Annotated in this window: 20 protein-coding genes; 4 read left to right on the top strand and 16 right to left on the bottom strand. The window is 60.8% G+C overall.

What is annotated here, in order from left to right; translation table 11 throughout:
* Nucleotides 1-2: 2 nt before the first annotated feature.
* From cyoE to VJZ71_06760, 14 genes are all read right to left on the bottom strand, one after another.
* The gene (gene cyoE / locus VJZ71_06825) at nt 3-956 is read right to left on the bottom strand and encodes a heme o synthase (protein HKQ47763.1); all 954 of its coding nucleotides are present in this window, start codon (nt 954-956) and stop codon (nt 3-5) included.
* Entirely contained in the window at nt 953-2,020 is a 1,068-nt protein-coding gene (locus VJZ71_06820) for a COX15/CtaA family protein (GenBank protein HKQ47762.1), read from the bottom strand. The genes cyoE and VJZ71_06820 overlap by 4 nt, the downstream gene beginning before the upstream one ends.
* A gap of 16 nt (nt 2,021-2,036) precedes the next feature.
* Complete coding sequence (locus VJZ71_06815) at nt 2,037-2,300, bottom strand: hypothetical protein (protein ID HKQ47761.1); 264 nt, start codon at nt 2,298-2,300, stop codon at nt 2,037-2,039.
* A 12-nt stretch (nt 2,301-2,312) separates the two neighbouring features.
* Entirely contained in the window at nt 2,313-2,519 is a 207-nt protein-coding gene (locus VJZ71_06810; GenBank protein ID HKQ47760.1) for a hypothetical protein, read from the bottom strand.
* Entirely contained in the window at nt 2,519-2,827 is a 309-nt protein-coding gene (locus tag VJZ71_06805; protein ID HKQ47759.1) for a cytochrome C oxidase subunit IV family protein, read from the bottom strand. Before VJZ71_06805 ends, VJZ71_06810 begins: the two co-directional genes overlap by 1 nt.
* Before the next feature lie 10 nt (nt 2,828-2,837).
* Nucleotides 2,838-3,629: a heme-copper oxidase subunit III gene (locus VJZ71_06800; GenBank protein ID HKQ47758.1), complete on the bottom strand. Its 792-nt coding sequence runs from the start codon at nt 3,627-3,629 to the stop codon at nt 2,838-2,840.
* Between the two features lie 3 nt (nt 3,630-3,632).
* On the bottom strand, nt 3,633-5,429 hold the full coding sequence (locus VJZ71_06795; GenBank protein HKQ47757.1) for a cbb3-type cytochrome c oxidase subunit I: 1,797 nt from the start codon (nt 5,427-5,429) through the stop codon (nt 3,633-3,635).
* A gap of 3 nt (nt 5,430-5,432) precedes the next feature.
* Nucleotides 5,433-6,425, bottom strand: coding sequence for a hypothetical protein (locus VJZ71_06790; GenBank protein ID HKQ47756.1), 993 nt, complete (start codon nt 6,423-6,425; stop codon nt 5,433-5,435).
* 225 nt (nt 6,426-6,650) lie between these two features.
* A complete protein-coding gene (locus VJZ71_06785) occupies nt 6,651-7,493 on the bottom strand; it encodes a TonB-dependent receptor (protein ID HKQ47755.1) in 843 nt (280 codons plus the stop codon).
* 191 nt (nt 7,494-7,684) lie between these two features.
* A complete protein-coding gene (locus tag VJZ71_06780; protein HKQ47754.1) occupies nt 7,685-12,145 on the bottom strand; it encodes a cytochrome c in 4,461 nt (1,486 codons plus the stop codon).
* 3 nt (nt 12,146-12,148) lie between these two features.
* Nucleotides 12,149-13,333 (bottom strand): hypothetical protein, encoded by a 1,185-nt coding sequence (locus VJZ71_06775; GenBank protein ID HKQ47753.1) that lies wholly within the window; start codon nt 13,331-13,333, stop codon nt 12,149-12,151.
* A gap of 56 nt (nt 13,334-13,389) precedes the next feature.
* The gene (locus VJZ71_06770) at nt 13,390-14,175 is read right to left on the bottom strand and encodes a cytochrome b N-terminal domain-containing protein (GenBank protein HKQ47752.1); all 786 of its coding nucleotides are present in this window, start codon (nt 14,173-14,175) and stop codon (nt 13,390-13,392) included.
* A 464-nt stretch (nt 14,176-14,639) separates the two neighbouring features.
* Nucleotides 14,640-15,704, bottom strand: coding sequence for a Rieske 2Fe-2S domain-containing protein (locus VJZ71_06765; GenBank protein HKQ47751.1), 1,065 nt, complete (start codon nt 15,702-15,704; stop codon nt 14,640-14,642).
* Nucleotides 15,704-16,771 carry a HEAT repeat domain-containing protein gene (locus VJZ71_06760; protein ID HKQ47750.1) on the bottom strand — a complete coding sequence of 356 codons (1,068 nt, stop codon included), beginning with the start codon at nt 16,769-16,771 and terminating at the stop codon, nt 15,704-15,706. Before VJZ71_06760 ends, VJZ71_06765 begins: the two co-directional genes overlap by 1 nt.
* 345 nt (nt 16,772-17,116) lie before the next feature.
* Between VJZ71_06760 and VJZ71_06755 the strand changes: the two genes are divergently transcribed.
* Complete coding sequence (locus tag VJZ71_06755) at nt 17,117-18,226, top strand: DegT/DnrJ/EryC1/StrS family aminotransferase (protein ID HKQ47749.1); 1,110 nt, start codon at nt 17,117-17,119, stop codon at nt 18,224-18,226.
* 14 nt (nt 18,227-18,240) lie between these two features.
* Here the strand turns inward: VJZ71_06755 and VJZ71_06750 are convergent, their stop codons facing one another.
* The gene (locus VJZ71_06750) at nt 18,241-19,830 is read right to left on the bottom strand and encodes a SpoIIE family protein phosphatase (protein HKQ47748.1); all 1,590 of its coding nucleotides are present in this window, start codon (nt 19,828-19,830) and stop codon (nt 18,241-18,243) included.
* Between the two features lie 134 nt (nt 19,831-19,964).
* Here VJZ71_06750 and VJZ71_06745 point away from each other — a divergent pair, with 134 nt between their 5' ends.
* Nucleotides 19,965-20,687: a radical SAM protein gene (locus tag VJZ71_06745; GenBank protein ID HKQ47747.1), complete on the top strand. Its 723-nt coding sequence runs from the start codon at nt 19,965-19,967 to the stop codon at nt 20,685-20,687.
* 214 nt (nt 20,688-20,901) lie between these two features.
* Nucleotides 20,902-22,092 (top strand): pilus assembly protein TadG-related protein, encoded by a 1,191-nt coding sequence (locus tag VJZ71_06740; GenBank protein HKQ47746.1) that lies wholly within the window; start codon nt 20,902-20,904, stop codon nt 22,090-22,092.
* Between the two features lie 42 nt (nt 22,093-22,134).
* Here the strand turns inward: VJZ71_06740 and VJZ71_06735 are convergent, their stop codons facing one another.
* Nucleotides 22,135-22,527: a carboxypeptidase-like regulatory domain-containing protein gene (locus VJZ71_06735; protein ID HKQ47745.1), complete on the bottom strand. Its 393-nt coding sequence runs from the start codon at nt 22,525-22,527 to the stop codon at nt 22,135-22,137.
* A 373-nt stretch (nt 22,528-22,900) separates the two neighbouring features.
* Here VJZ71_06735 and VJZ71_06730 point away from each other — a divergent pair, with 373 nt between their 5' ends.
* Nucleotides 22,901-23,149, top strand: a complete 249-nt coding sequence (locus VJZ71_06730; protein HKQ47744.1) for a YgiT-type zinc finger protein — start codon at nt 22,901-22,903, stop codon at nt 23,147-23,149.
* The last annotated feature ends 2,624 nt before the right edge of the window (nt 23,150-25,773 follow it).

The raw sequence follows: 25,773 nt of genomic DNA, 5'->3' as shown, positions 1-25,773 counted from the left end.
GCTTACACGGGCCAGCGATCGAGAAGGAGCAGCATCATCAGAAGCGGCAGATAGACCAGGGAGGCCCAGAGCACGACCCGCGCCGCCGCCGTCGTGCGCAGTCTCGCGAACCGCGCCGCCGCAAAGATCATCAGGGCCCCGAGCGCGATGGCGCCGAGTAAATAAACAGGCCCCGAGAAACCCGCGATCCATGGTGACAGACTCACGACCAACAACACCACCGAGAACAGGACCGTCTGCCGCCCCGTCGCGCGGCCGGTCTGATCGGCAACGGAGAGCATCCGATAGCCGCCGGCGCGATAGTCCTCGCGGTACATCCACGCGATGGCGAAAAAGTGCGGAAGCTGCCAGGCGAAAAGAATGGCGAACAGCATCCAGGCCATCGGTTGAAGCGTTCCGGCGGCGGCCGCGAAGCCGATCATCGGCGGCAGCGCGCCGGGTATCGCTCCCACCGCCGTATTCCAAACGGTCTTTCGCTTGAGCGGTGTATAGGTCAGCAGATAAAGCAAGACGGTGGCGAGGGCCAACGACGCCGCCAGATTATTGACCACCAGGGCCAGGTACAGGACTCCGGTACTTGCTGCGGTCGTCCCGAACAACAGCGCCTCGCGCGGAGCCATCCGGCCGGCGGGCAAGGGCCGTTGCGCCGTGCGGCGCATCCGCCGGTCAAAATCGCGCTCCATGTATTGATTCAGTGCATTGGCCCCAAACGCCGCCAGGGCCGTTCCGACGATAGCGTGTGCCAAAAGCGAAAGGTTGACCGGCGCGGAGTCCGCCAGACAGAACCCCACCGCCGCTACGACGAGGACGAGCAGCGAGAGGCGGACCTTGGCCAGCTCCGAATAATCCGCAAGGCGGCCGCGGACGGCCAGCCCGATCGGCAGCGACGCCGAAGCGCCGGACGCCACCGCACCCGAAGCCACGCCGCCATCGCCTTGTTCAAACGGGGCCTTCATACCGCGGACCTCGCCAAATCAAACTCCAGTTGCTCCTGCCGAATCGGAGCCACATCGCGATAGCATCGCAGTGTCAGCACCCACGCCGTCGCCAGCATCGCCGCGCCGATGGCAACATGGGCCGTGGCGATCAGCGCGGATTTCTCCGACCAGACCGTCCATGCGCCGAGGGCGATCTGCACGGCCAACAACACCATCAACAACACGGCCGGACGCCGCAAAGACGCCAGCCGCCCATGGTCCCGCAGCATCCGTCCGGCCACGGCCAACACCAGGATCGCCACGGCGATCGCGCCGGCGCGATGGGCCAGATGATAAACGATCTGTTCTCGAGTCACGACCGGCAGGAGCATCTCAAAGCGCCGTTGCTCGTTGTAGCGGTCGATGGCTGACTCGCCCAGGTCCGGCGCCCACTGGCCATAGGCTCGCGGGAAATCCGGCACGGCGAGGCCCGATTCGGTGTGGCGCATGACCGCCCCGAGGATAAGCTGGCCGAAGATGCCAAGTGTCAGCAACAGCGCCCATTTCTGTGGCGCGCCAGCGTTGATCGCCGGTTCCAGTTTTGGCTGCGCTGTCCATCGCGGTGAGGTAAAGACGGCGATGGAGACGACCATGCACAAAAACATCTGCGCCAGGCAGCCATGCAGCACCGAGATCGGTGTGGGCAACAGGTAGAGAACCGTGAGGCCGCCCAATACGCCCTGCGTGATGACCGCCAAGAGCGCCGCCGTCCCCAACCAGCAGAGCCAGCGGCGAGGTTCGCGCCGCCACAGCCAAATGCATAGTACGATGGTCAAAAATCCCACCGTCGAGGCGATCAGCCGATGGCTGTGTTCGAACCGAATGCCGCCGACCCATTGCGACCACGGAAAGGTGAACATGTTGTGGCCGTAGGTCGTCGGCCAATCCGGAACGGAGAGACCGCTCCCCGTGCTGGTGACCAGGCCGCCGGCGATGATAAGGACAAACGTCGCGACGGCGACAAGGATGGCAAAGCGATGCAGCCAGCGATTCGCGGGGCGAGGCAGGCTGCGAGTTGCGTAATCCAGATTCGAGGGATTCATGGTGCTGCCGCGGTGCTCACTCGCCGGGGGTATGGGACGGGTCCGCGGCGCGGCGAAGCCTCCGCGAGCGCACGAAGCAGGCCACGACCATGGCGCCGAAACACAGCAGGACGCCGTACGTAATGACCACCATCGTCAGCACGCCGGCCTCCGCGCCTTTGACGAGATCGGAGTCGCGATCGCCCCCGCAGACCGCGCAGGCCCACGAAGGGATGGCGGTGCAAAGCGATACCACCGCCGCCGCCGCAATAGCCAGGGTGATCAACCGTACTCGATTCAAGAATCGTGCCCCTCAAACGTAACTGACGTTTCTAAGCTTGCGCAGGAACCACGCACCATATACCCCGAGTGCGAACGCCGCGACCAGCGAACCCGCGCCCAGATACAGCGATTCGACGCCGCCCCCCGCGCGATAGTCCCGCAACCCCCACCATCCGCAGCCCAGCAGCAGCACCAGGCACACGGCGACGAAAAAAACATGAAAAGCCTTGAGCGACATCAGTGCAGCCCTACCGACTCCGACACCGTCACCACCGGAATTAATAATAGGACGATGAAAAAAAGCCCGCAGATGCCCAGAATCCAGAACACCATCCCCCGCTCGCTGATCAGGTGCATGAAATAGCACGCCACCAATGAGCCCTTCACGATGGCGACGGCCAGGGCCACTGTGATCGCCTGCGGGACCGTCAGGAAGTGCAGCTCGGCCACACCGACCGTGATGACCGTCAGCACGGCCAACGCCCCGAAGACCATGTAATAGACCTTCAGGTGCTTACGCATCTCTTCAGCCGACGCCGCGCTCATGCATACGCTCCTACAACAGGTACAACACGGGGAACAGGAAGATCCAGACCAGGTCGACAAAGTGCCAGTAAAGACCGGTGCATTCGACGCGATTGGTGAACTTGTCCGGCGACTTTTTCCACATCGCATCGCCGGTCAGGAACAGAAACATCATCACGACCATCCCGCCGATGACGTGCAATCCATGCAGGCCGGTCAGCGTGAAATAGGTCGCCAGAAACGTGCTATGACTGGGGCCATAGGTGGACAGCCGCTTGATGTTCGCGGCCTCGATCGTGACGGGCTCCCCATGCCCCTTTTCGCCCTTTTTGGGATACGGAGTGATTCTCACGTGAGCGTCAGTCTGCTCCTCCAAATGCCCGTCGATGCTCGTCACCGGCTTGTCCGAACCGTGCAGCGTGACCGGCGTGTTAAGGAATACCTCGTGGTGCGTGAACTTGGCCTTGTATTCAAAGAACTTGACGACAAGGAACACCGAGGACAGCGCAAAGGTAATGAGCAGGAGTCGCTTGCCCTTGGCGAGGTCGTGCATCTTGAGCGATGCCCAGGCCATCACCATCGTCACGCTGGACGTGATGAGAACGAAGGTGTTGATCATCGCCATCCAGACGTTGAGGATCTCGTCGCCGCGATGCGGCCAGGTCCCCGCCGGCGCGCCGACGCGCAGCAGTACATAAGACGAAAACAGGGCCCCAAACAGCATCACTTCGGAGGCCAGAAACAGCCAGATGCCGAACTTGCCGTTGTACATCCCGGTATCGGGATGCGGATCCATATCGTGCGGAATGGCGACAGCGGACAAGGGCTAGGCCTCCAGAGCAACGTGTTGCGGACAATAATCCCGGTCCTTGCCGGGAACGCTGTACTCATACGGACCGCAGTAAACCACGGGCACATGCGCGAAGTTGCCGTGCGGCGGCGGCGATGGGGCGGCCCACTCGAGCGTGGTCGCCTCCCATGGATTCGCGCCGACTTTCTTGCCCGCGAAGATGCTCCAGACGAAGTTGATGATGAACGGGAGCTGCGCGACGGCCAGCATCCACGACGACCACGAGACCATCACGGACAATCCCTGGGCGCTGGCGCCGTGAAGCTGCTCGGTCTGGTCATATTGGCGGCGAAGAATGCCCGCCATGCCCTGGAACAGCATGGGCATGAACACCGCGTTGATGAAAATGAACGACGGCCAAAAATGCAGCTTGCCGAGGAAGTCGTTCATCTTCCGGCCCGTCACCTTGGGGAACCAGTAATAGATGCCCGCGAAGACGGCGAAGATCGTCCCCGGCGCGACGACATAATGGAAATGCCCGATGACATAGAAGGTGTCGTGCAGGTGAATGTCGGACGCCGTCAGACCCAGCGGCAGACCCGTCAGCCCGCCGATCGCGAACATCGGCAGAAACGCCAGTGCGAAGAGCATCGGAACATTGAACCGAATCGACGCGCCGTACAGGCTGAGGATCAGGCATGTCAGGATGATCACCGACGGGACGGAGATGATCATCGTCGTCGCCTGGAAGAACGTGGACAGCGTGGTGCCCATGCCGGTCATGAACATGTGGTGGGCCCAGACGATGAACGACATAAAGCCCAGGAAGATGGCGGAATAAACCAGCAGGCGATAGCCCCAGAGCGGCTTGCGCGTGTTGTTGGCGATGACTTCCGACACGATGCCCATCGCCGGGAGGATGAGCACGTACACCTCGGGATGGGCCAAGAACCAGAACAAATGCTGCCAGAGCAGGGCGCTGCCGCCGCCGGCGTATTGATTCTGTTGCACCCCGCTGACCACCAGCCCGGCCGGCGAGAAAAAGCTCGTATCGGCGACACGGTCCAGAAGCTGCATGATGCCGGCGGCCTCTAACGGCGGAAACGCCAGGAGAAGGAGGAACGACGTCACCAACTGCGCCCACACAAAGAAGGGCAGGCGGAAAAACGAGAGGCCCTTCGCCCGTAATTGAACCGTCGTGACGATGAAGTTGACGGAGCCGAGCAGCGACGACGTGATCAGGAAGATCATGCCGATCAGCCAGAGCGACTGCCCCGACAAGAGTTTCATTAAGAACGTATTGGCCGGCTGCGCGATGACCGACAGCGGGGCATAGGAGGTCCATCCTGAGGCTGCCGGACCGGCAGGCACGAAGAAGCTCGCGAGCATGACCACGCCGCCGCAGAAATAGACCCAGTAGCTGGCCATGTTGAGCCGGGGAAAAGCCATGTCCGGCGCGCCGATCTGGAGCGGAAGGACATAGTTGCCGAATCCACCCACGCCGAGCGGCACAATGGCGAGAAATACCATGATCGTGCCGTGCATGGCGCCGAAGGCGTTGTAACCGTCGCCGCTCATGATGCCGTTATCCGCGACATAGCTGGGCAGCCACTTGCCGATAAACGGAATCGGCTGGCCGGGATAGGCCAACTGCCAGCGCATGATCATCATCAACGTGAAGCCGAAGAAGAGGAACAAGAGACCGGTGACGGCATACTGGCAGCCGATCATCTTGTGGTCGACGGAAAAGACCCACTTCCGCCAGAAACCCGGCTCGTCATGATGGTGGTCGCCGTGGGCGTCGTGCCCGGCGTGATGGTCGTGGCCGCTCATGCGTTAAAAGTCCTCTTGGATTTCAACCTTCTTGGATTTTTCCTCGATCCACTGGGCAAACCCGGCCTCGTCGTGCGTGACGAGCTGGGCCTTCATCTTGAAGTGGCTGTTGCCGCAAAGCTGCGCACAGACCACTTCCAGGGGTTGCCGCGGTTGCAATTTCACTTCCGCGATGCCCGCGCTCTTTAGCCGGGCGATCATTTCCTTGCCCTTTTTTAAGTCCGCGCCCAGGTCCGCTCCCTTGGCCAGCAGAACTTCGCCATCCTTGGCTTTGACATCCTCCGCCGCGATGTGATGCCGAACCCGGTACCACGACAGCCGCTCCACGCGGAACATCTCGGTCATCTGCTCCCGAATCGAATCGCTCGTGGCCGACGGCTTCACCGTAAACCAGATCGGAATCTCCATCCCCGGAATCACGTCCTGCTTGACCCGCATGGTCGGCACGGAGAACGAATGAATGACATCTTTGGACGTCAGGCGCAGGTAAATCGGCTTGCCGACCGGCAGGTGAAACTCATTAACCGTAACGATGTCGTCGGCGGCGCCGGGGTCGCTCTCATCCAGCCCGGCGGGGTTGCTCGGCGAGATCAGCTTGGTATCGGTCTTGCCGAATTTTCCATCCTTGCCTGCGTAATGAAAGTCCCATTGGAACTGTTCGCCGATCACGCGAACCTCAAACCGCTTGTCCGCCTCCGGCGGCTTGTTCTTGTAGTCGGCCCAGACAGGCATGGAGAACGCGAGCAGCAGCACGGCTTCGAAAATCCCGACTCCCACTTCCGCGTACTTCGTGGCCTTGGCCTTGATGAGGGAGTAGTCGGCGCGATGGCCGGACCGCTGCCGGAACTTTACGAGGCAATAGACGAAGAAAACGCCCCACCCCACAAAGAGCAGCGCCATGAAGACGTGCAGAATGTCGATGATCCGATCGATCCGGTCCCCGTGCTCCGAGAGCATGGGAGGAAGCCAGTTACCGTAGTGCAGGGCCGCCAGCATGGTGAATCAAACTCCCGGCGACGGAATTTCCGCCGCTGCCACAAAAAGCTAGGGTACCGGAGGCGATCTGAGAATGGAAGCGATCCATCCGTGGCAGGCCGCTCGCGTACCGCGCCGACATCGAGCGGCCGATTCCGAACGATCCATCAGATCCGCGCCCTGGGCCGACGGCCGAGGGGCCACCCTTACTTATCGACGACGGAGCCCAGGGCCCCGAATCACACGCTACTTTTGCGCGCCCGTCTCCGCGCCCAGGATCACGGTCCGCGTCGGCGTGGGGGCTTCGGCCTTCTTGGCGCCGCCGAACTTGAACTCGATCTCCTTGGTCTCGCCGTCCTTGACGGCGACCTTTTGCGTCATCGTGCCGAAGGACTCATGCCACGCCTCGATCTCGTATTCGCCGGCGGGCAGTTCCTTGATCTCGAAGGTGCCGCGCTTGGCCTTGTCGCCGCCGTCATCCTCGTGCGACTTGGTTACGTCGAAGAACGGGTGCGTCAACACGCCGACGTAGGTGGACATCCACGCATGAACATCGCACTTGATCTTGACCATGATCTCTTCGCGAGTAAACGTGTCTTTGCCCGCCAGGTTTTTGACCATGCCCTGCTGAGACTGGGCGAAATTGAAGGTCGGGTTCTTCTTGGCCAGCGAGTGGATGTTGTGATTGGTCGAGTCGCTGTTTTTGATGTCGATTGGCTGACCGGCGACCATGCCAAAGACGTGCGGATGGTACATGCAGCCCTTCTGATCGATCGTTACGGGCGTCGTCGGGGCCGTGTACTTGCCCGTCACGCCGCTCTTCGCATAGACGAACACATACGGGATGGTGTTCCCGTCTTTCGTATAGACGATCGTGCCCTGGTCGGCTTCGGGTTTTGTATGCGCCTGCGCGCAGTGATTGTCGCCTTGGATGGCCAGCGCCTTCATCTTCGGCGGCGTGCCATCGAACGTCACCTTGCCCTTGATGACCGCCGTCCCCTTCTCGTTATCCGCGAGCGCCGTCGTCGCGGTCAGCGCTACCGCCACGCATCCGGCCAACACCCAACTTCCGAGCTGCTTGATCGTCATGTTCGACTCCTTGTGAAAGTTTTCACTTGTCTTGATATCGAGCGCCCGATGGCATTTTTTCCGCGGGCATAATAACCACTTCCGAAAGTCTAGACCAACTTGCTACAAGTACTGATAGTTTGTAAATCCCCGGTGCGACTCCAACTAACGGTCATAGCTAGAGTTACGCGCTGTGCCACTCCGGGATTCTGCTAAAAGTCAAACTCCGGTTCCGCCGGCTTCGTCGTCGGTTCCCCCGCATCGAAGTCGAAATCGCCTTCCAGTCCTTTCTGCTCTGCGGGCTTCGGCGCGGCTTGCGCACCGCCCGGCTGGATCGCCGTAAAGCGGCGCTCGCCGAGATTGTAGAGGAAGTCTACCAGCAGCGTGGATTGCTCCGGAACGGTCTTCCCGAATTTCGCTTCCAACTCGTTCCTGGTTTCCTCGGGCACGCCCGCAAACGCGCTGCCGCCCTGGAAGATCTGCGGCATGTTCGCCCCCGGCTGAATCGACTGCGGGTCCTGCAGCCAGTTGATCACCCAGTCATACCGCAGCCGCTTATACGTCAGCGCGAAGTTCGGCGCCTTGATGTCCGTCGTCGTCCCCGGCACCGATGGATCGCCCGCCACGTGGCAGGCGAGGCATTTCTGGTTGTAAAGGAACTCCTCGCCCAGCTTGAACCGCGCGTCGTCGGTCGTGTGCGAGACGGGGTCGGTAAACGGGAACTCGACCCGATACACATTGGCCAGAAACTGCGCCCGCTGCACGATCTTGTCATACACAGGTCCCAGGACCTCAGCGATCTGGCCCGGTGTCGACGCATCGCCGGTATTCAGTTCGATTCGCCGAATTTGTTCGTGCTCGGCGGCGTATCGGGCGAGAAACTCGGCCTGCGGCGCCAGTTTTTCGTCAAGAAACCACGCGCTTCCTCCATTGGCGGTCTTGTCCTCACCTGCGGCAACATTAGCGTGCACTTCCCGAAGATGCCTGATAACGGGATCCAGATCCTCGGCCAGGAACGCCGATTCGTACTGGCTGAGACCCGCGAAATACTCCACCAGCGTCGTCGCCTCCGCCTTGGTGAGATGGAAGCTGGGCATCCGCGCCTTCAGCCACGGCCGCAGCATCTCCACGTTGTTCAGGAACGAGAACAGCCAGTCGTATTGCACCTTCGCCCCTTCGCCCCAGAGCAGCGGCGGCTTGAAGCGCTGACCGAACGGATAGTTGTCGTCCACGCTCGTGTCCGTCGTGTAGTATTGAGAGATGTTCGGCTCGTTGCGCTCGATTTTGTGACAGCCGATGCAGTTCAACTCGCGCACGAGGGCCCGTCCTTTGGCGATCTTGCCCGCGGGCGTCGTGTTGTACGCCAGTTGCACGTCCCTGGTGACGTTGCTCTCGCGCATGCTTAAGAGGAACGTCGTGAGCGAACGGGCCTCCGGCTCGCTCAGGTAAAAATTCGGCATCTTTAATTTTTCGTACGGCTTCTTGATCTTCTCACGGTCCCAGATCCGCGGGTTCAGCAGCTTGTGATACGCAAACGACGCGTGGTTGTGCAGGATCTCCTCCCGCGGGTTGCCGTCCGCATCGCGAATCAGGTGCGCCGACTCCGGCGAATCGATGTACAGCCTGCCGAAGACAGCCGGATTATCCTCGACCTCGTGCTCAAACGCGGGCGAGTAGAAGGCGAAATCGAGCTGGCTCATGAACTTCTGCGCCCACAACGATAGGTCCGTCCCCGGTCGCGTCGCTTCCTCAAACCCCGCGATCGTGTGGCACGCCGAGCAGCCGTAATGACTGATCATCTTCATGCCGAAGAACAGCTTCTGTCGCTCGGCCAGGCTGTTGGAACGTTCGGCAATGATCTCCGCGACCGCCTTCTTGCCCTCCTCGCCGCCTCCGAACGATTTGAAGGCCTGCGCCACGATCGCCGAGGTCAGCCGGCCGTAGGGATCGGAATCCTCCAACTTGCCGTCTTCAAGGATCAGCTTGGAGACGCTCTCGGTGTTCTGACCGCCGAGGATGCCGAGGATCTGCCGGCGCATTTCCTCGACGTGCTTGTCGTCCTCGGCCATGGACTCGATCTTGAAATCGTCGTTGCGCATCGTCAGCAGATACGCCGCCACGTCGAGGATGTCCTGATCGTTTTTCTTCTTCTGCTCCTCGGGGCTGTCGTACTGGTAGTAATTATCACGGAACAGCCGCGGCATCCGCGTGTACGACGAGTAATGGCGTGGGTCGCTTAGCCAGTTGTACAGCCACCGACGCCCGCGCTCGACCTGCTCCGCGTTGTTGGGATCGTTGACCAGCTTCGTCCCGATGCCGGTCAGCTCGGGCGCATTGCGACTGAACGCGGCGGGGATGTACATCTTCTTCGGATCGGGTTCGCGGCCCTCGCGGTCCGCCGCCACCTCTTCCTCATGCGCCCGCGCGATCGCCGCTTCCCTCTCCAGCGGCGTCAGACGGCGCATGGCGTAGCGCGTCCGGTCGTTATGCGACATCGCCTCATATTTCTTCTTGGCATCCTCGGCGGAAATCCCCTCCTTGTGCATCAGGTCGGCCGTAATCCACCGCTCGCCCAGATTCTCGCCGCCTTGCGCGAGCGGGTCCTTCGCTTCCAGATTGGCGTGGCAGGCGAAGCAGCCGATGGAGACGAAAAGTTCCTCTCCCCGTTTCGCGTCGCCCGTGATCCCCTCCGGCACGGGGAGAAACTCTAACGGCTTCGAGAAGGTCTTGAGGTAATGCGCGATCGCCTGAATCTCCGCCTCCGTTCTCAGCACGGGATCGGGATCGAACTCGTTCGCACTCGACGGCAGATTATTCTCCTGATGGAAAAAGTGCGGCATCCGCGTGCTCGGCCGGAAGTTCGCGGGATACTCCACCCACCGTTGGATAAAGCCCGTCGTGAGCTTCTCGCCGACGTGCGTCAGGTCCGTACCGACCCGACGCGAGTCCGTGAGGCCGTCCACGGCATGGCAGTTGATGCAGCCGAGGGAGGTGAACAAATCTCGGCCCTCGACGATCGGTCGGGCCGAGGCCAGCGGCTCCGTCTTATGCCGTTCGAGGTCAAACGTCTGCGCATGGCACTTACGGCAACTCGCTGACGTATAGCCCGGCAGGAGCATGGGCCGCTCCCAGAACTCCTCGACGAGGTGGAACGTCGCCAGCGGGATGCCCAGTTCCTTGACATAGTATTCCTTCTCCCAGTGCTTCATCTCCTCTTTGTTCTTGGGCGTGTGCGCCGCCAGGATGAAATCCGTGTCCTGCCCCGCCCCCTCGTGGCAGACCGTGCAGCCCATCAGCTTCATCGGGTGCGCCGAATTCGGCGAGATGTACAGGTCCAGGTGCGGGTGGGCCTTGATCTCTTTCTTGAAGTCGATCGGCGGCCGGCCCTGATCGGCCAGATGGAGGTTGAGCGCGGCGGTGAGCGACGCGACGTACGCCATCCGCTGCTTCTCGTCCATCTCATCGTACGTCAGCGTTTTTTTCCCGACTCCATCCTTCGGCCGTTCGACCTTGAGGATGCTGTTGAACTTCGCCGTAATGGTGTCGGCGATCCGCCCGCGCGTGTGCGGCTCCTTGTCCTTGTGTTTATCGATGATCTCCTGGACATCGATTTCCGGCCGCTGGATATCGTCCAGATAGTCATTCACCGCCCGCACGAGCCGCCGGATGTATTTTTCCCGTGTGACATCGTCCAGGTTCTCAACCGTAAGCGTGGCGAACTCGGGATCGTCCGCCGCTTCGAGCAGCCGCTGCTCCATCTCCCGGCGAAGTTTGGGGTTCTCGCGCCGCAGCGTCTCCTGCACCTCTTCATTGTGCAGCGCCTTTTCCGACCGCCGCACGAAGTTCTCCACCGTGAGGTTCGGATCGTCGATCCCCATGTGGCAGGTGATGCATCGATCGGTGATATACGAATCGACGAAGTTGTAATTGAAGCGGATCGTCTTGGTGAAGATCTGCCGGACCTCTTCGTGTCCCGGCGTATCCTTCGGCGCCAGATAGTCGAGCAGGGGGATGTTCAGGGCCGCCCGCTTGATGCCGGGACCGTACATGGAGTCTAGCCGCTTGGCGTCGTTCAAGCCTTTGTCATATGCCGCCAGGACCTTTTGCGCCTCGGTCCGCTTTCGATAGAGCGACTTGATCTGCCCCTTGACATCGCGCAGATCGTCCTCCAACTCGTCCATCTTCACCTTGGTCGCCGCCAGCTCCTTTGCCGCGCGATCGTTATCCGTCTTGATGGCCAGCGTCTTGGGATCATTCTCGCCGTGCAGCGTCTTGGCCTCCTCGAAGTCAAAGATTCGCACCTGCATCTCGGCGTTCATGTTCCCGTAAGTCAGCGCGACGCCCTGCAACTTCCCGTTCAGTTCCTTCTCGCGGTCGAGCAGGTCGCGCTCCCGACGGCGATTGTCCGGCGTGGCCAACTCCGCCTCCGCGTCGGCGACCGCCTTCGCCAGCTCCTCGCGCCGGGCCTTCTCTCCCGGGCTCTCATAGCCCAGCACGTCGAAATGCGCCATCGCTGAGCGGACATTGAAATAATTGGTCTGCATGCCCCGCCACGGTCGCTGGTAGTCGTGCCAGAACATCCACGCTGTGCCCGCCAATGTGACGACGGACGTAATCGCGAACCAGACGTTGAGTCGCTTCGTGCTACGGAATGTTTCAGTAGGTACCGGCATGGCTCAAATGTTGAAAAAGAACTCCGTGATGGCGACAAAGTATTTCATGTTGACGAGCCAGCGAAGGACCATCTTGATCGGCACGATGAACATCCACGACAGAAGCAGCCAGAACACGCAAAAGCGGATCAACCCGATCTGAGCGTAAATCTTTCGGAAGACCGTTCGCGCCAAAATGACGGGCAGGATAAAGAAATACCCCCCCACCAGGACCAACCCCGGCGCCTCGCGAATCAGAAAGGCGGGCACTCCCGCCACCGATTGCGTGGGCAGACCCGGCTTCCACCACGCCAGGCCAAGTTTCTCCGGCAAAACGACCCAGAAAACGTCGGAGACGTTGATATTCAGCAGCGCCGCCGGTCGGTGCGGGTCCCATGTTTCATACGGCCCGAACAGGTTCCAATTCGGCCCGCGAAGAAACGTCCCCAGCACAATGAGCACGACCCACATGATGACGAAACCGAACATGTAGATCGAAATGACCATCGGCCGCTCTTTGAACGTGAAGTACCCGTTGCCCCGCGGGTTCTTGTCCAGATACGGCAGCGAAATGAGCCCGACGATGATCAGCCCCGGCAGCAGCACACCCGCAATCCACGGATCGAAATAGACGAGAAGTTCCTGCAAGCCGAGGAAATACCACGGGGCCTTCGACGGGTTGGGAATGTTCGTCGGATTCGCTGGCGGTTCCAGCGGGGCCTTGAGAATAATCGCCCACACGATCAGCGCGAGCGTGCAGAGCACCAGGCAGATCAACTCGGTATAGACGAGATCGGGCCAGACCAGCACCTTGTCATCCGCTCCGCTCTCGATCAGCGGCTCCCCGCGTTCGATCCGCTCGTCGTTCAGCGCCGCCTGCCGCAGCCCCAGCCACGAGCAGAAGCCGGTGAAGTAGATCATCATCGTGATCGGGACGTTGTCGGGCTTCTTGATGATCTTGAAGAAGTCCTCATCCAGCATGCTCAGGCCATAAAACGCGGTGAAGACGAACAGCACCATTAGGGCCGCGGCGGGCCGGGTCCAGCGCCGATACGTCGCCAGGCCGATGATCAGCATCGCCGTCGTCAGCGGGACGAAGTAGTACGGAGCGCACAGCGCGTCGATGAAGCCCTTGACGCTTTCGATGAAGCTCGACTCATGCGCGGCCGCGTCGGTCGAGGCCAGGAGGGTGTGAAGGATTGCCGGCATTTATTCTCTACGGTCCGCCTTATATGAAACTGAAAAACTCCCGCTTTTCCGTCGCCCTAAAGAGGCCCGGAGATGCCGCCATCCTTGCGCACCCGCCAAAAGTGGACCGCGATCAACACCGAGGCCACGAGCGGGATGAAGATACAGTGCAGCACATAAAAGCGCAACAGCGCGCCCGGTCCCACGACCGTCCCGCCGAGTAATAGAAACCTCGCGTCCGATCCGCCGTGAATCAGAGGTACATCCCCGACCATCAACGCCGCGGCACCGGGACCTTCATGACCGGCAAAGGGCGTCGCCCGGGCCATGTTCGACCCGACGGTAATCGCCCAGATGGCCAACTGATCCCACGGAAGCAGATATCCGGTAAACGACAGCAGCAGCGTCAGCGTCAGCAGCACGACGCCAACGCCCCAGTTGAACTCCCGCGGCGGCTTATAGCTGCCCGTCAAGAAGACGCGCAGCATGTGCAGCCAAATCGCGATGACCATCGCATGCGCCCCCCAGCGATGAATCTCGCGCATCAGGCCGAGCGTCACATGCGCCCGCAGCCCCACGATGTCCGCGTATGCATATTCCACGACCGGCCGGTAGTAAAACATCAGCAATACGCCGGTGATCGTCTCAGCAAGGAACAAAAAGAACGTCAGCCCCCCCATGCACCAGGTAAAGGAGAGGCGGATGCCGCTCTTGCGGACCGCGACCGGATGCAGGTGCAGAAAGACGTTGCTGAGAATGGCCATGGCCCGCGTCCGCCGATCCTTAGGCACGCCGTGCCGAAAGATCGAGCCCCAGACCTGGCTCTCCCGAATGTAATCTCCCGCCGCGCTAAACAGACCCATGCCCTAACTCGCCTTCCTAACTTGGTTCTTCGCTTAGTCGATACCAACGCTCTCCAATTCCGTCAAACTGGAGGTTTTGAAATACTACCTCAGTACTACCGTCGGCCTTGATTGCCAAAATCCACATGCCGAGCTGGTTTGAATAGGACGTGTCAATCGTGTCGTTTGCCACCGAGATGTGATAAGCCCCGGCAACTATCGAGTCCCGCAAAGGAGAAAGCGCCTTTGACAGGGTCCGGCTTAAATGCGAAGGAGTAAGCGATGCAAAATACTCGAGCCTCATTACTGACGGGCTGCACGTTATAGCTCTTTTTTCGTAATCACTGACAATAAAAGAAACAAGGGCCTTTGTTTTCTCTTGGAGTGTCATCGTCGGCGGCCACCTGTCATCTAGATGGCAAGCGGCTCCTCCGAAAAGGCTCAAAACAAGAAGAGGCATCAATCTCCGAACGCCTTTCACTTCATCAAACCGGAATCGACGCATCCGGATCATTCCACGGGCCCGTATCGTTCGGTCCCATTGCCAAGAATTTCCTTGATCGATCAACAATGACCTCATCGCCGTCCAGATAGATCTTGAACCGCTCCAGCGGTCGCGGAGCGGGGCCTTCGAAATTCGTCCCGTTCGGCTTGAACCCGCTGCCATGGCAAGGGCACTTGAACTTGCGGTCGTTCGGCAGCCACGACGGGATGCAGCCCAAGTGCGTGCAGATAATCGATAAGGCACTTATGCGTTCTTCCTCGCGGATGATCCAGAACCCGCTCGGTTTGACCGGCTTGTAGTCTTCGTTGACATCTCCCGGGGCCATCGACTGAAACTTGGCAAGCGACCCGCAGCGAACCTTCGGGTCCTCCATCTCCAGCACGTTCGGCGCCATGAACCGGTTGAACGCCACCAGCGGCGCCGCACCGAACGAAATCGCCAGCGCCGCCCACCCCGCCCCGAGCACCATATCCCGCCGGGTCGGCTCGGCTTTGCTCGGCTTAGCCTTCTCCAGCACCTTCTGAAACCGCGCATCGGGCGGCAATTGGTCGGGGGATAGCTTCGCGAGGTTCTTCACCGCATCCGGCATGTCCTTGACGTCGCGATGGATGACGACGTTCCCGCCGCGCACGGTCGTCGCCGCGAGCAGCGCCTGAATCGCCGGGTCCAGAACCTTCGGCTTGGGCGGCTCGGCCGGTTTCGCGGGCGACGCCTTCGCCGCCGGGGCATGAGTCGCGGCCTCCGCCGTAGCCGCGGCCTTTTCAGGCTTCGCCGCCGGGGGCGACGCCGCTTCGGCGACGACAGCGCCGCCCTCAACCGGGACCGTCTCGAACTTGATGACGTCGACCGGGCATTCCTCCGCCGCCTCGATGATGCTCTTGGTCCGCGGCTTGGTGAACTCCATGTCCAGCGCTTCGGGCCGGATGATGCACGTCTCGTTGTCGTGCTGGACCTCGAACACATCGGGCGCGGTCGTCTCGCACGCATCGCAGACGATGCACCCGGGGGCGATCCAGACCTTGGTGACCATCTCTTGGGTGGCCATTACAGAATCTCCACATCCGCGGGATCGACGCCGCCGACCGGCGCTTTTGCGCCCGCCGTCTTTTCGGACGTCTCCCGGCTGTGCGTGGCCCGCGCCGCATCGCGAACCGTCACCGACGGGTCTTTTTCGAGGGCATTAATCAGCCCGGCGATGTCAGGATCGTTCAAATGCCCTGCGGCGTCAATTGCCGACGCCAGATTGCGGGACACCTCCAGATCCGAGAACTTCCGCCGCACCTGCGCCCCGTTTTCAAGGTACTCCAGCTCGAGCTTTTCCCAGTAGGCCCGCTGCAGCATGTTCATCAGGACGAGCTTGCCGCTGCGGCTTCCCAGGCGGGCCAGCGTCATCGCCGCGTTCCACTGAATCTCCGCCTCCGCCTCCAGGAGCGGCGCAACGGCGCGGATCGCCGTGCTGTCCCCCGGTTCGGCCAGGCACGCCACCGTTGCGCAGGCCACCAACCGCACCGCCGGTTTCGCATCATCAAGTAGCGGTAGGACGTGCGCGACCGCCTGCCGCGCCTCCGGTACCCGCCGCATGTCCGCTAGCGCCTGCAGTGCCGTGCGGCGCGTCGAAGCGTTCGGATCGCGGAGCAGCCTGACCAGCGGATCCACGCCCGCCGGCGCTTCCAGTTTCGCAAGCGCCATGATCAGAAAATATTGCTGCGCCGGTCCCGCCTCGTCGACATCGCGACCGGGTTCGTATTTGTTGAGCAGCGTGACCAGCCGATCCGCCGTCGGCGCGATTTCTTCCGGCTTGAGGAACTTGTCCTTCTGCTCGAACCGCCGGGCCAGCTCCTGGGCCGCCTGCCATGACTCGCGGGCGTGCGGCAGCAGCATCACATCCATTGTCCGCTCGCCGCGATCGGCCTCGATCTGCGCGAGCAGGTCCGCCGTCGAAACGGGCTTCTCCAGACTGGTGCTTCCGAAAAGAACAACGACCACGGCGACGGCGAGGAGCAAACAGACAATGATCGCCGGCACGATAAACAGCCGCGCCATCAAACGGCCCGTCATCGGTTCGCCCGTCGCGTCTGTGGTGTTTGTCGGAGTTTGGGAATCTGCGTTCATTGCATCTATGGGGGCTTGCTAGCAACCACGCTCCGTGAAATAATTCACGAAGTGCGGCCCAAAAACACGGCGGGTTACCAACCGCCGTTTTCAACAGTGTTCCCGGCCCCATCGCCGCACAACCACTTACGCGGCTAGGGATTTAAGGGGATTATTTGACGTGGGACTTTGCCTGTCAAGCAGACCTGTAGCTTGGGCCGAACTAGTCCCGCCCGACACCCGTGTTAAGGGGAGAACTTTGCCCGTTTCTGCCTTATCCTGCCTGCCCGCTCGTTCGACGAAACGCCGGCAGGGCTCAATCGACGCGGCCTGGTCGCCGAAAATCGGGGGAAAGCCCAAAACTCCATGAACATCGAACTCTCCGGTCCCGACATCACCCAGGCCGAAATCGACGCCGTCGCCGACGTCCTGCGCTCCGGCCGCCTATCGCTTGGCCCCGCCGTCCCGCGCTTTGAAAAGGCCGTCGCGGATTACGTCGGCGTCAAGCACGCCGTCGCCGTCTCCAGCGGCACGACCGGCCTGCACCTGCTCATGCGGGCCGTCGGCATCGGCCCCGGCGACGAGGTCATCAGCACCCCGTTTTCCTTCGTCGCCTCGACGAACTGCGTCCTCTTCGAACGGGCTCGCCCGGTCTTCGCCGACATCGATCCCCAGACCTGGAATATCGACCCCAAGAAAGTCGAGGCCGCGGTCACGCCGAAGACCAAAGCCATCATCCCCGTCAACGTCTTCGGTCAGGTCGCCGAGATGGACGCGATCAACGCCATCGCGAAACGCCATCGACTCCGTGTCGTCGAAGACTCGTGCGAATCGCTCGGCGCGAAATACAAGGGCCGCATGTCCGGCGGTCTGGCCGATGCCGGCGTGTTCGGCTTTTACCCCAACAAGCAAATCACAACGGGCGAAGGCGGGATGATCACCACGAACGACGACGAGATCGCCAGGCTGTGCATCTCGATGCGCAACCAGGGCCGCGACACGGGCATGGGCTGGCTCTCGCACGAGCGACTGGGCTACAACTACCGTCTGTCGGACATCGCCTGCGCGATCGGGGCGGTGCAGATGCAGCGAGTCGGCGAAATCCTCGGCAAACGCGCCCGTGTGGCGAGTTGGTACCGGCAACGATTGCTCGACGAAAACCGCGTCGAATTACAAAAGACGAGCCCCGATTGCGAGATGAGCTGGTTCGTCTTCGTCATCAAGCTCGCCGATCGATACAGCGAGCAGGACCGCAACTCCACCATCGCCGCCCTCCGCGAGCGCGGCATCGGCTGCAGCAACTACTTCAGCCCGATCCATCTCCAACCGTTCTACCGCGAGCAATTCGGCTACAAGCCCGGCGACTTCCCCGCCTGCGAACGCGTCGCCGCCCGCACGATTGCACTGCCTTTCCACAATGGGTTGACTGAATCGCAAGTCGACCACGTCTGCAAGACGCTTAACGCCCTGCTTTGATATCGTGCAGTGCGTCACTTGACGCGAACCACCACCAGCGTGATGTCGTCCGAGCGCGGGGCGAGTCCGACGAACCGTCGTACATCCCAGAAGAGTTGCTTGGCGATCAACTCGGCCGTCAAGTCCGCCGTTATCGAACCATATTGCTTGATCGATGTGTGCAAGCGCTCCCGCCCGTAACGCTCACCATCGTAATTCAGCGCCTCGGTCATCCCATCCGTCACAAGTACCAGAAGATCGCCCGATTCCAGCGCCTGCTCGGCCCATTCGTAGCGAAAGTCGGGGTCGATCCCCAGCGCCAGGCCGCCGACGTCCAGTTCGATGATCTCCCCGCGCCGAAGCAGAATCAGCGGCTCGTGTCCGCCGTTGCAGTGCTTCAACGCCCGGCCATTGTGGCTCAATTCGGCGTAAAAGAGCGTCGCGAACTCACTCGGTAGCGTATCGAAGTGAAGCCGGCGATTGACCGACCGCATGATTTCGCTGATGTCCTCCACTCGCCGGGCATTCGACCGCAGCGCCGACCGCGCGCTGGCCATCAGCAGCGACGCGGGCACCCCCTTGCCCACGACGTCCGCGATGACGAGGCCCGTGTCGCCGTTCTCGAAGCCGATGAAATCGTAAAAGTCGCCGCCCAGGTTGGACGCCGGCTCATAAACACAGCCGAATTGGTAATGAGAGTTCGTCGGCAACCGCGACGGGATCATGCGCCGCTGCACGTCCGCGGCCAGCCGCACCTGCCGCTCAAGCTGTTCGGCCTCCACGGCATCCCGCCGGAATCGCGCGTGGACGATCGCCGCCGCGACCTGTGAGGCGATCGCCTGAAGCAGCGACACCTCAAACGGCGTAAAGGTGTGCCGATGGTCCATGTAGATCCGCAGCGCGCCGATACGTTTCCCGCCCGACGACAGTCCGGTGACGAGACAACTGACCAGCCCCTCTTCGCGCGCCTTCTGCTGATGGTGCACGCGTGGGTCGGTCCGCAAGTCCTCGATATAGACCGTCTTCCCGGCCAGCGCGTCCTGATCGATCGGGCTGTCCAAAGCCAGAATCTGTCCCTTGTCGAGATAGCTCGGCGACAGGTTCGCCACCGATGCCATTTTCAGTACGCCCGACTCTTCATCGAGCAGCCGCAACGACGCCGCCCGCAGGCCCATCGTCTCAACCAGTTGTCGCGTCGCCGTATCGAGCAAGTCCTGAAGCTTGGTGCGCTTCGCCAGCAGCGATGACATCTCATAGACGACGGCCAGTTCATCGACGCGGCTGCGATGTTGCAAGGCGTGATGGCAAAGCTGCGCAATAGTCTCAGCGAGGTCCTGCAGGAATCCCGTAACCGGAATCGTTGGATTGTCGGGGCTGGGCGGAACAGCGATGGGATCGCCCAGCACGATGCTCCCAAGCCGCGCTTCCTGAACCATGATGGGCGCTTCGAACCGGGTTACATCGCCGTTGCTCTCGTGCGGTCGCGTAATAGGCCTGCCTTCTGTATCGCGAATGGACGTGGAAAGACCGGTCAGGCGCGCAAAGCCGTCTTGGAGCGACTGGAGCGTCTCCAGGTCGACAACGTCTGTCAGTTGCATCGCGAGATGTTTGGCGTGCTCGACCAAGCACTTCTTCCTTTCATCCTCCGCTTGCACATCAGAGCTGCGCCCGCTTGCCGTAATGACCGTTAGGCGTTCTGGCTTTTTGACGTTTGGCGAAGTCCGCGACGTGTGCGAAGGCGGCCACTATCATAACAGGGATGGACCTGCTCGGCCAGTCGCAGCCCCGGCAACTTGTCCGCTACGCCCGCTACACCGGTAACCTGCCGCGCGAGGTCGTGCTGCTCAAGGGCCTGCCCTGCATCTGGAGCCGGTGCACGTTTTGCGACTACATCGACGACAACACGACGGACGAGACAACCATCGCCCGCGTCGCGGATGAACAGCTCGCCAGGGTGACCGGCGAGTTCGGTCGCCTGCAAGTCATCAACAGCGGCTCGATCCAGGAGCTGCCGCTCGTCGTCCGTGAGCAAATTCGCGACCTGCTGGCGGCCCGGAAAATCCGCGAATTCTGGACCGAATCGTACTGGTCCTACCGCAAGGACTACGCCGCCACGCGGGCCTTCTTCGGGGTGCCGACTTACCTCTTCCTGGGCGTGGAAACCTTCGACGACGACCTCCGCAACCGCGTGCTCAACAAGGCGATGCGTTGGAAGAGCGCGGACGAAGTCGCCGCCGCCACGGACGCCATCTGCCTCATGATCGGCATCCGCGGTCAGACGCCCGACATCATCCGCCGCGACATTGACCTACTGCTCACCAAATTCAAATGCGGCTTCATCAACATGTTCAGCGAGAATCGCCTCAGTGCCGGTCTCATGGACGAAGCGATCAAAGACTGGTTCCGTTCCGAATATGGCTGGCTGGAAAAAGAGCCCAACCTCACCGTCCTTTGGGAAAACACGGGGCTCGGCGTGGGCTAACGTCCCGTATGATTTCGTCCCATACCGACTTGATTGCCCCCCCGCCACGCATCGGCACTACCGGACTTTGCATTTCCATCTCCCGAATTGCAGAGTTACCCGATAGACCTGCGGGCCCCTTCCTGAAAACGGAATCGCCACAGGTGCGGACTGCGGGTGTCAGGCCCGTTCCGCGGTTGTTATCTAAACGGGAAGCGCCTTAGGAGGTCGTCCCATGAAATTCGCCTGTCTCGCAGTTCGCCCCGCGCAGCGCCGCGGACTTGTCGTGGCTCACGTCGTCATCGGTGCAGTCCTTTTTGCCGGCGTGGCCGCGTTGGCGGTCGATGTCGGCTTGCTCTATTCGGTCCGCGGCGACCTGCAGAACGCCGCCGACGCCGCCGCCCTCGCCGGTGTCTCCGGCTATTTCAGCGACGCCGGACTGGCCCAGGACACCTCGCGCATCGCTTCGATCGTGGAGTCGCGGACGCAGGAATTCGCCGCACACAACCAGTCCTTCCGGTCCGGGCCGACCTATATCGATGTCTCCGATATCACCCTCGCGTCTTTTGATTTCGCCGAACGTACCGAGTCCTTCAGCGTCTCCGGCTCTGAGCGCTTCAACGCCGTGCAGGCGACGACCCGGCGATCGGCTGACAGCCCCAACGGGGCCGTCGCTTTTTACTTCGCGGGGATCCTGGGAATGAAAGAGGCCGCCGTCACCGCCTCCGCCATCGCCGCGATGGATGACCGGTTCGCGGGCTACCGCTACGAGGCGAACCGCGGCCCGGCGCTCCTGCCGTTTACGGTCAACATCAGCGTCTATGAAGATATGTCCGCCAACGGCCCGGACGCTTACGCCTACGACGACGGACCGCTGTCAGGCAGCGACGGCATTTCGGAAGTCAAGCTGTTCCCGTGGAAGGAAAGCGGAGGAGGAGGCGGTGGAAGTAGTTCCGGCGGAAGCACTTCATCGGATGGCTCCGGAAATTTCGGCGTCCTCGACTTCGGAAGCGGCGGCGCCAGCACGGTTGGCGATCAGATCCGCAACGGCATCACCCCGGCCGACCTGCAAGCCGCGATCGGCACGACGGACGTTAGTTACGTTACCGAGTCTGGTGAGCCGACGACATACTCGATGTCCGGCCAGACCGGCGCGATGTCCAGCATGGGCGCCGACCTTGAGGCGCGAATCGGCGACGTGATCGGCTTCTTCGTCCACGACCAGGTGACCGACCCCGGCACCAACGCCTCCTTCCGCAACATCGGCCTGCGCTTCGGCCGCATCATGCACGTGGACCTGTCCGGCGCGGTCGCTGAACGGGCCCTTGTCATCCAACCCGTCGCCTACACCAGCGACGCAGTGTCCATCAATCCCAACGCCCGTCCAACGGGAGGGCAGGTAGGCCGGGTGGTGCTGGTGCGGTGAACTGTAGCGGCCCCCCTCCGGGGGGCCGAACGGCAGAACACCCTATCGAATGCCCGTGTCGTATGAGATTACGATCTCGTTGAACTGCCCGTCTTGAACCGTGACGGTCTGGAATGGGGCCGTGCCGATGCAGCACTCGTTCGGCTGCGGGTCGAGCTGGTAGTTCCCCGGCGGCAGTTCGACGCGAAACCGCCCGTCGTCGTCCGAGGTGAACCGCGTCACTTCGAACCCAAAGGGCTGGCGAACGATGACCGTCGCGGCAATGGGCCGGTCGTCGCAATCTTCGCCTTCCATCTGAAACGGACACGTCGGCCCGGCCAGGATGACGCCGTTGATACCGTTGTCGCCCCCAAAAAAGGGCAAGACGTCGCAGCCGCCCGCTACAAGCAGCAACAGACACACCAGCGATCGAAGGTACGGGCGGATTAGAACCACGATACTCCAAACGATTATAGGCAGGTGGTATGCGGAATCGAACCCGCGGGTTCCGCAGGTTCTCCTGACCCTGCGTTTCGCATATCCTGTGGCCAGGAAGAATGGCATCGCGGATTTCCATAATACGGCGTAAGGTGGCGCTTGGCCAGTATGAACTGACCGGGCACGCGAAAGACGAGATGGAACAGGACGGCTTCACCATCGACGACGTGAAATCGTGCGTCTATTCGGGTACAATAGTGGCAACGCAGCGGCACGGTGCTGGACCTCGGAAGGACGTGATCCACGGAAAGGCCGTTGATCGTCGTGGTATCGGCGTCGTTTGCCGCCTTACGTCCCTGGGAATTGTCCGGTTCATCACGGTTTACGCATTATGAGAACCAAATTCGACAAATGTGAATGTTGCGGCGGCCCGGTTCGTTCGCGTCGGGTCACGGTCGATCTTCGTCGGGGCGAGCGGCTCTACGTCTTTTACAACGTGCCGATCGGCGTTTGCACCAAGTGCGGAGAGCGCTATTACCCCGGCCCGGTCCTCGAAACGCTGGACGAGTTCGCTTCCAAGGCGATGAATGGGGCCAAGAAGATCTCGGTTCCGACCTTCGATCTGGCCGAGGCCATGTAGTCAACCCAATCGATGCTCGCCACGCACGTCCCCGGCGCGCCCGACCAACCCCGGGCTAACGGATACAGCCCCCTTGGGGGCATGGGAAACGACCCCTCTCGCTCCCAGAATTTTTTCTATGTGCAAACGAACGAAAACAAGCGAAAAACATTCGGACGGATTTGACCGAAGATCGCGTTCGCAGCCATACGCACTTCCCGCGCAAACCCATGCCGATGACCAGGGCGGTTCGTAACGTAAGCCTCGTGCCGAACTAATACCTAACTAATATAGCGCGGAATCCGAAAAAGGCAAGTCGGGCCATTGGGTTTTCTTTGTGTGGGCCCACTCGAAACTACCAACGCGTCCGGCAAAAGCTCGCCTTGCTCAAAAAGTCCTGAAGCTGACAGGGTTCTTGGAAAATACGAGTTGGGAGTGAGCTAGGGCGCGCCGTATTCCCATGTATCCCACTTAAATTTGCCACTATTCTCGATTCCCCCGAACAAAACGATCGATCCTCGGGCAGTGTCGTATACCATCGCGTGCTCATTACGACGCGACGGACCGGTAAAACTTGGAGTGCAGGTGCTACCATCCCAAGTCGAGGCGGGGCTTACTTTGTCTCGACGAAGAGTCGACATCCAAGAATTTCCATCCCACTCCCAAGTCAAGTTATTGAAGTTGTGGTCTCCTCCAAAGAGCATTGTCACGCCACGGCCGGAATCATACGCCATCGCAACTCCTGTACCGGGGCGGAATCCGTTATTGGCACGCAGCGTCCACGCGTTACCGTCCCATTCCCAAGTATCTTCAGAGTAACCGTAGTTTCCGTTGTCGTATTGGAATCCGCCAGTCAACACGATGACGGCGCGGCCAGAATCATACGCCATAGCGTGCCCAAGCCGCGGTGGTGGCCCAGTGGCGGTTCGCATTGTCCAAACGGTGCCGTCCCACTCCCAAGTCTCATCGCTAATATTAGGGAATTCTTCTGTTCGGCCCCCAAACAAGACGGTCACGCCGCGATCGGCATCGTAGGCCATTGCGTGCGCCCATCGGGGAGACGGCCCGACGTTGGTACGAAACAGCCAGGAGCTGCCATCCCACTCCCATGTCTCGCCGTTGGCGACGCCAGAATCGCTACTGCCCCCAAACATTACCGTTTTGTTGCGGCTTGAGTCATATGCCATTGCATGCCGCTGGCGGCCCGCGGGACCGCTGCTCGATTGTAGGGACCAAATGGTGCCATTCCACTCCCATGTTTCGCTACTAGGTAAAAAAGAATCACCTGTGTTGCCACCAAATAGCACCGTGACGTTTTGACTTGAATCATATGCCATTGCGTGTCGATTTCGGGGCGAAGGAATGGCGGGCGAGGGGGAGCGCTGTGTCCATATGTCGCCATTCCAGCTCCAGGTATCGGCTACAACGATGGCGCCTTGGCTAGGTGGGGTACCTATCACCCCCGCGAACAAAACTGATTCACCACGGCCGATATCGTAAACCATCGCGTGGTCACTGCGTGGCGACGGTCCACCTGTGGAACGGAGACTCCAGGTGCTCCCATTCCACTCCCACGTATCACCGTAAGATTGGGTACTGTGATAGCCTCCGAAAAGTACCGTGACAGCACGGAGGGAGTCGTAGGACATCGCGAGTAGGGAGCGGGCCGATGGTCCACTAGCGGATCGAAGTGTCCAAGTGATACCATTCCATTCCCATGTGTCGCCGTTGCCACTGCCACCAAACAACACTGTCACGCCACGATTGACATCGTAGGCCATCCCGTGTGTCGTGCGGGGAGATGGCCCAATGGTAGAGCGCAACGTCCAAGTGCTACCATCCCACTCCCACGTGCTGCCAAATGTAGTGCTCCCGGACCTTCCTCCAAATAGCACCGTCACGCCGCGAGCGCTGTCGTATGACATCGCGTGACCGAAACGGGGCGCCGGGCCAGCACTTGACCGTAACACCCAGGTGCAACCATCCCATTCCCACGTCTCGCCGTCAAATTGGCTATCGGTGTAGCCTCCGAACAGAACCGTGACAGCACGGCGGGAGTCGTAAACCATTCCGTGTGCAAAGCGAGGCGACGGCCCAACGGTTGAACGCAGTGTCCACTTAGTGCCGTCGAATTCCCACGTCTCACCAATAAAGTCTCCGCCGTCATAATTGCCGTAGCGGTACCCACCAAACAGGACCGTCACACCGCGCGCACTGTCGTAGCTCATTGCATGGTTATAACGAGGAGTGAGGAGGATGGGCCCCTTCCATCTGACTTGTGAAAGCTCATCAACTCTTCCAATCGCGAGTTCCTCATGAAAATGCTGACCCAGCGCAGGAGGGGAGAATCCGAAAGCAACTAAGACAATCCAAATTATCGACCTATCGAATACGAACGAATTTCTGATTCGATCCATAGTCTCCAGCCCCTGAATCTTCCCCGATCGCGAGCCTGTTAAGTGCCGAGCAGGTGCGTTTACCCATGAATGCCTCGATCGATAGCTTTCATCATACCGTTTGGAAGGCGAATGTTCCATGTTCGCCCTCCCGAAACACGTTCCAAAACGAGCGAATTCAGAGCCAGAGGCCGTGCTTTTTGTGGAACCCCGTAGGGAGTCATCTTCTACGTGCCTTTCCGGTATAAT

It is taken from the genome of Phycisphaerae bacterium (assembly GCA_035275405.1).
Classification (GTDB): domain Bacteria; phylum Planctomycetota; class Phycisphaerae; order UBA1845; family UTPLA1; genus DATEMU01.
The sequence above is the reverse complement of the archived record's forward strand: the minus strand, read 5'-3'. Positions and strand labels throughout refer to the sequence as shown.

Excerpts from the sequence above, each read along its gene's own strand:
- VJZ71_06745 (HKQ47747.1), top strand. The coding sequence starts at position 19,965 with ATGGACCTGCTCGGCCAGTCGCAGCCCCGGCAACTTGTCCGCTACGCC.
- VJZ71_06755 (HKQ47749.1), top strand. The coding sequence starts at position 17,117 with ATGAACATCGAACTCTCCGGTCCCGACATCACCCAGGCCGAAATCGAC.
- VJZ71_06740 (HKQ47746.1), top strand. The coding sequence starts at position 20,902 with ATGAAATTCGCCTGTCTCGCAGTTCGCCCCGCGCAGCGCCGCGGACTT.
- VJZ71_06795 (HKQ47757.1), bottom strand. The coding sequence starts at position 5,429 with ATGAGCGGCCACGACCATCACGCCGGGCACGACGCCCACGGCGACCAC.
- VJZ71_06790 (HKQ47756.1), bottom strand. The coding sequence starts at position 6,425 with ATGCTGGCGGCCCTGCACTACGGTAACTGGCTTCCTCCCATGCTCTCG.
- VJZ71_06770 (HKQ47752.1), bottom strand. The coding sequence starts at position 14,175 with ATGGGTCTGTTTAGCGCGGCGGGAGATTACATTCGGGAGAGCCAGGTC.
- VJZ71_06730 (HKQ47744.1), top strand. The coding sequence starts at position 22,901 with ATGAGAACCAAATTCGACAAATGTGAATGTTGCGGCGGCCCGGTTCGT.
- VJZ71_06775 (HKQ47753.1), bottom strand. The coding sequence starts at position 13,333 with ATGCCGGCAATCCTTCACACCCTCCTGGCCTCGACCGACGCGGCCGCG.
- VJZ71_06785 (HKQ47755.1), bottom strand. The coding sequence starts at position 7,493 with ATGACGATCAAGCAGCTCGGAAGTTGGGTGTTGGCCGGATGCGTGGCG.
- VJZ71_06780 (HKQ47754.1), bottom strand. The coding sequence starts at position 12,145 with ATGCCGGTACCTACTGAAACATTCCGTAGCACGAAGCGACTCAACGTC.
- VJZ71_06820 (HKQ47762.1), bottom strand. The coding sequence starts at position 2,020 with ATGAATCCCTCGAATCTGGATTACGCAACTCGCAGCCTGCCTCGCCCC.
- cyoE (HKQ47763.1), bottom strand. The coding sequence starts at position 956 with ATGAAGGCCCCGTTTGAACAAGGCGATGGCGGCGTGGCTTCGGGTGCG.
- VJZ71_06810 (HKQ47760.1), bottom strand. The coding sequence starts at position 2,519 with ATGTCGCTCAAGGCTTTTCATGTTTTTTTCGTCGCCGTGTGCCTGGTG.
- VJZ71_06760 (HKQ47750.1), bottom strand. The coding sequence starts at position 16,771 with ATGAACGCAGATTCCCAAACTCCGACAAACACCACAGACGCGACGGGC.
- VJZ71_06805 (HKQ47759.1), bottom strand. The coding sequence starts at position 2,827 with ATGAGCGCGGCGTCGGCTGAAGAGATGCGTAAGCACCTGAAGGTCTAT.
- VJZ71_06765 (HKQ47751.1), bottom strand. The coding sequence starts at position 15,704 with ATGGCCACCCAAGAGATGGTCACCAAGGTCTGGATCGCCCCCGGGTGC.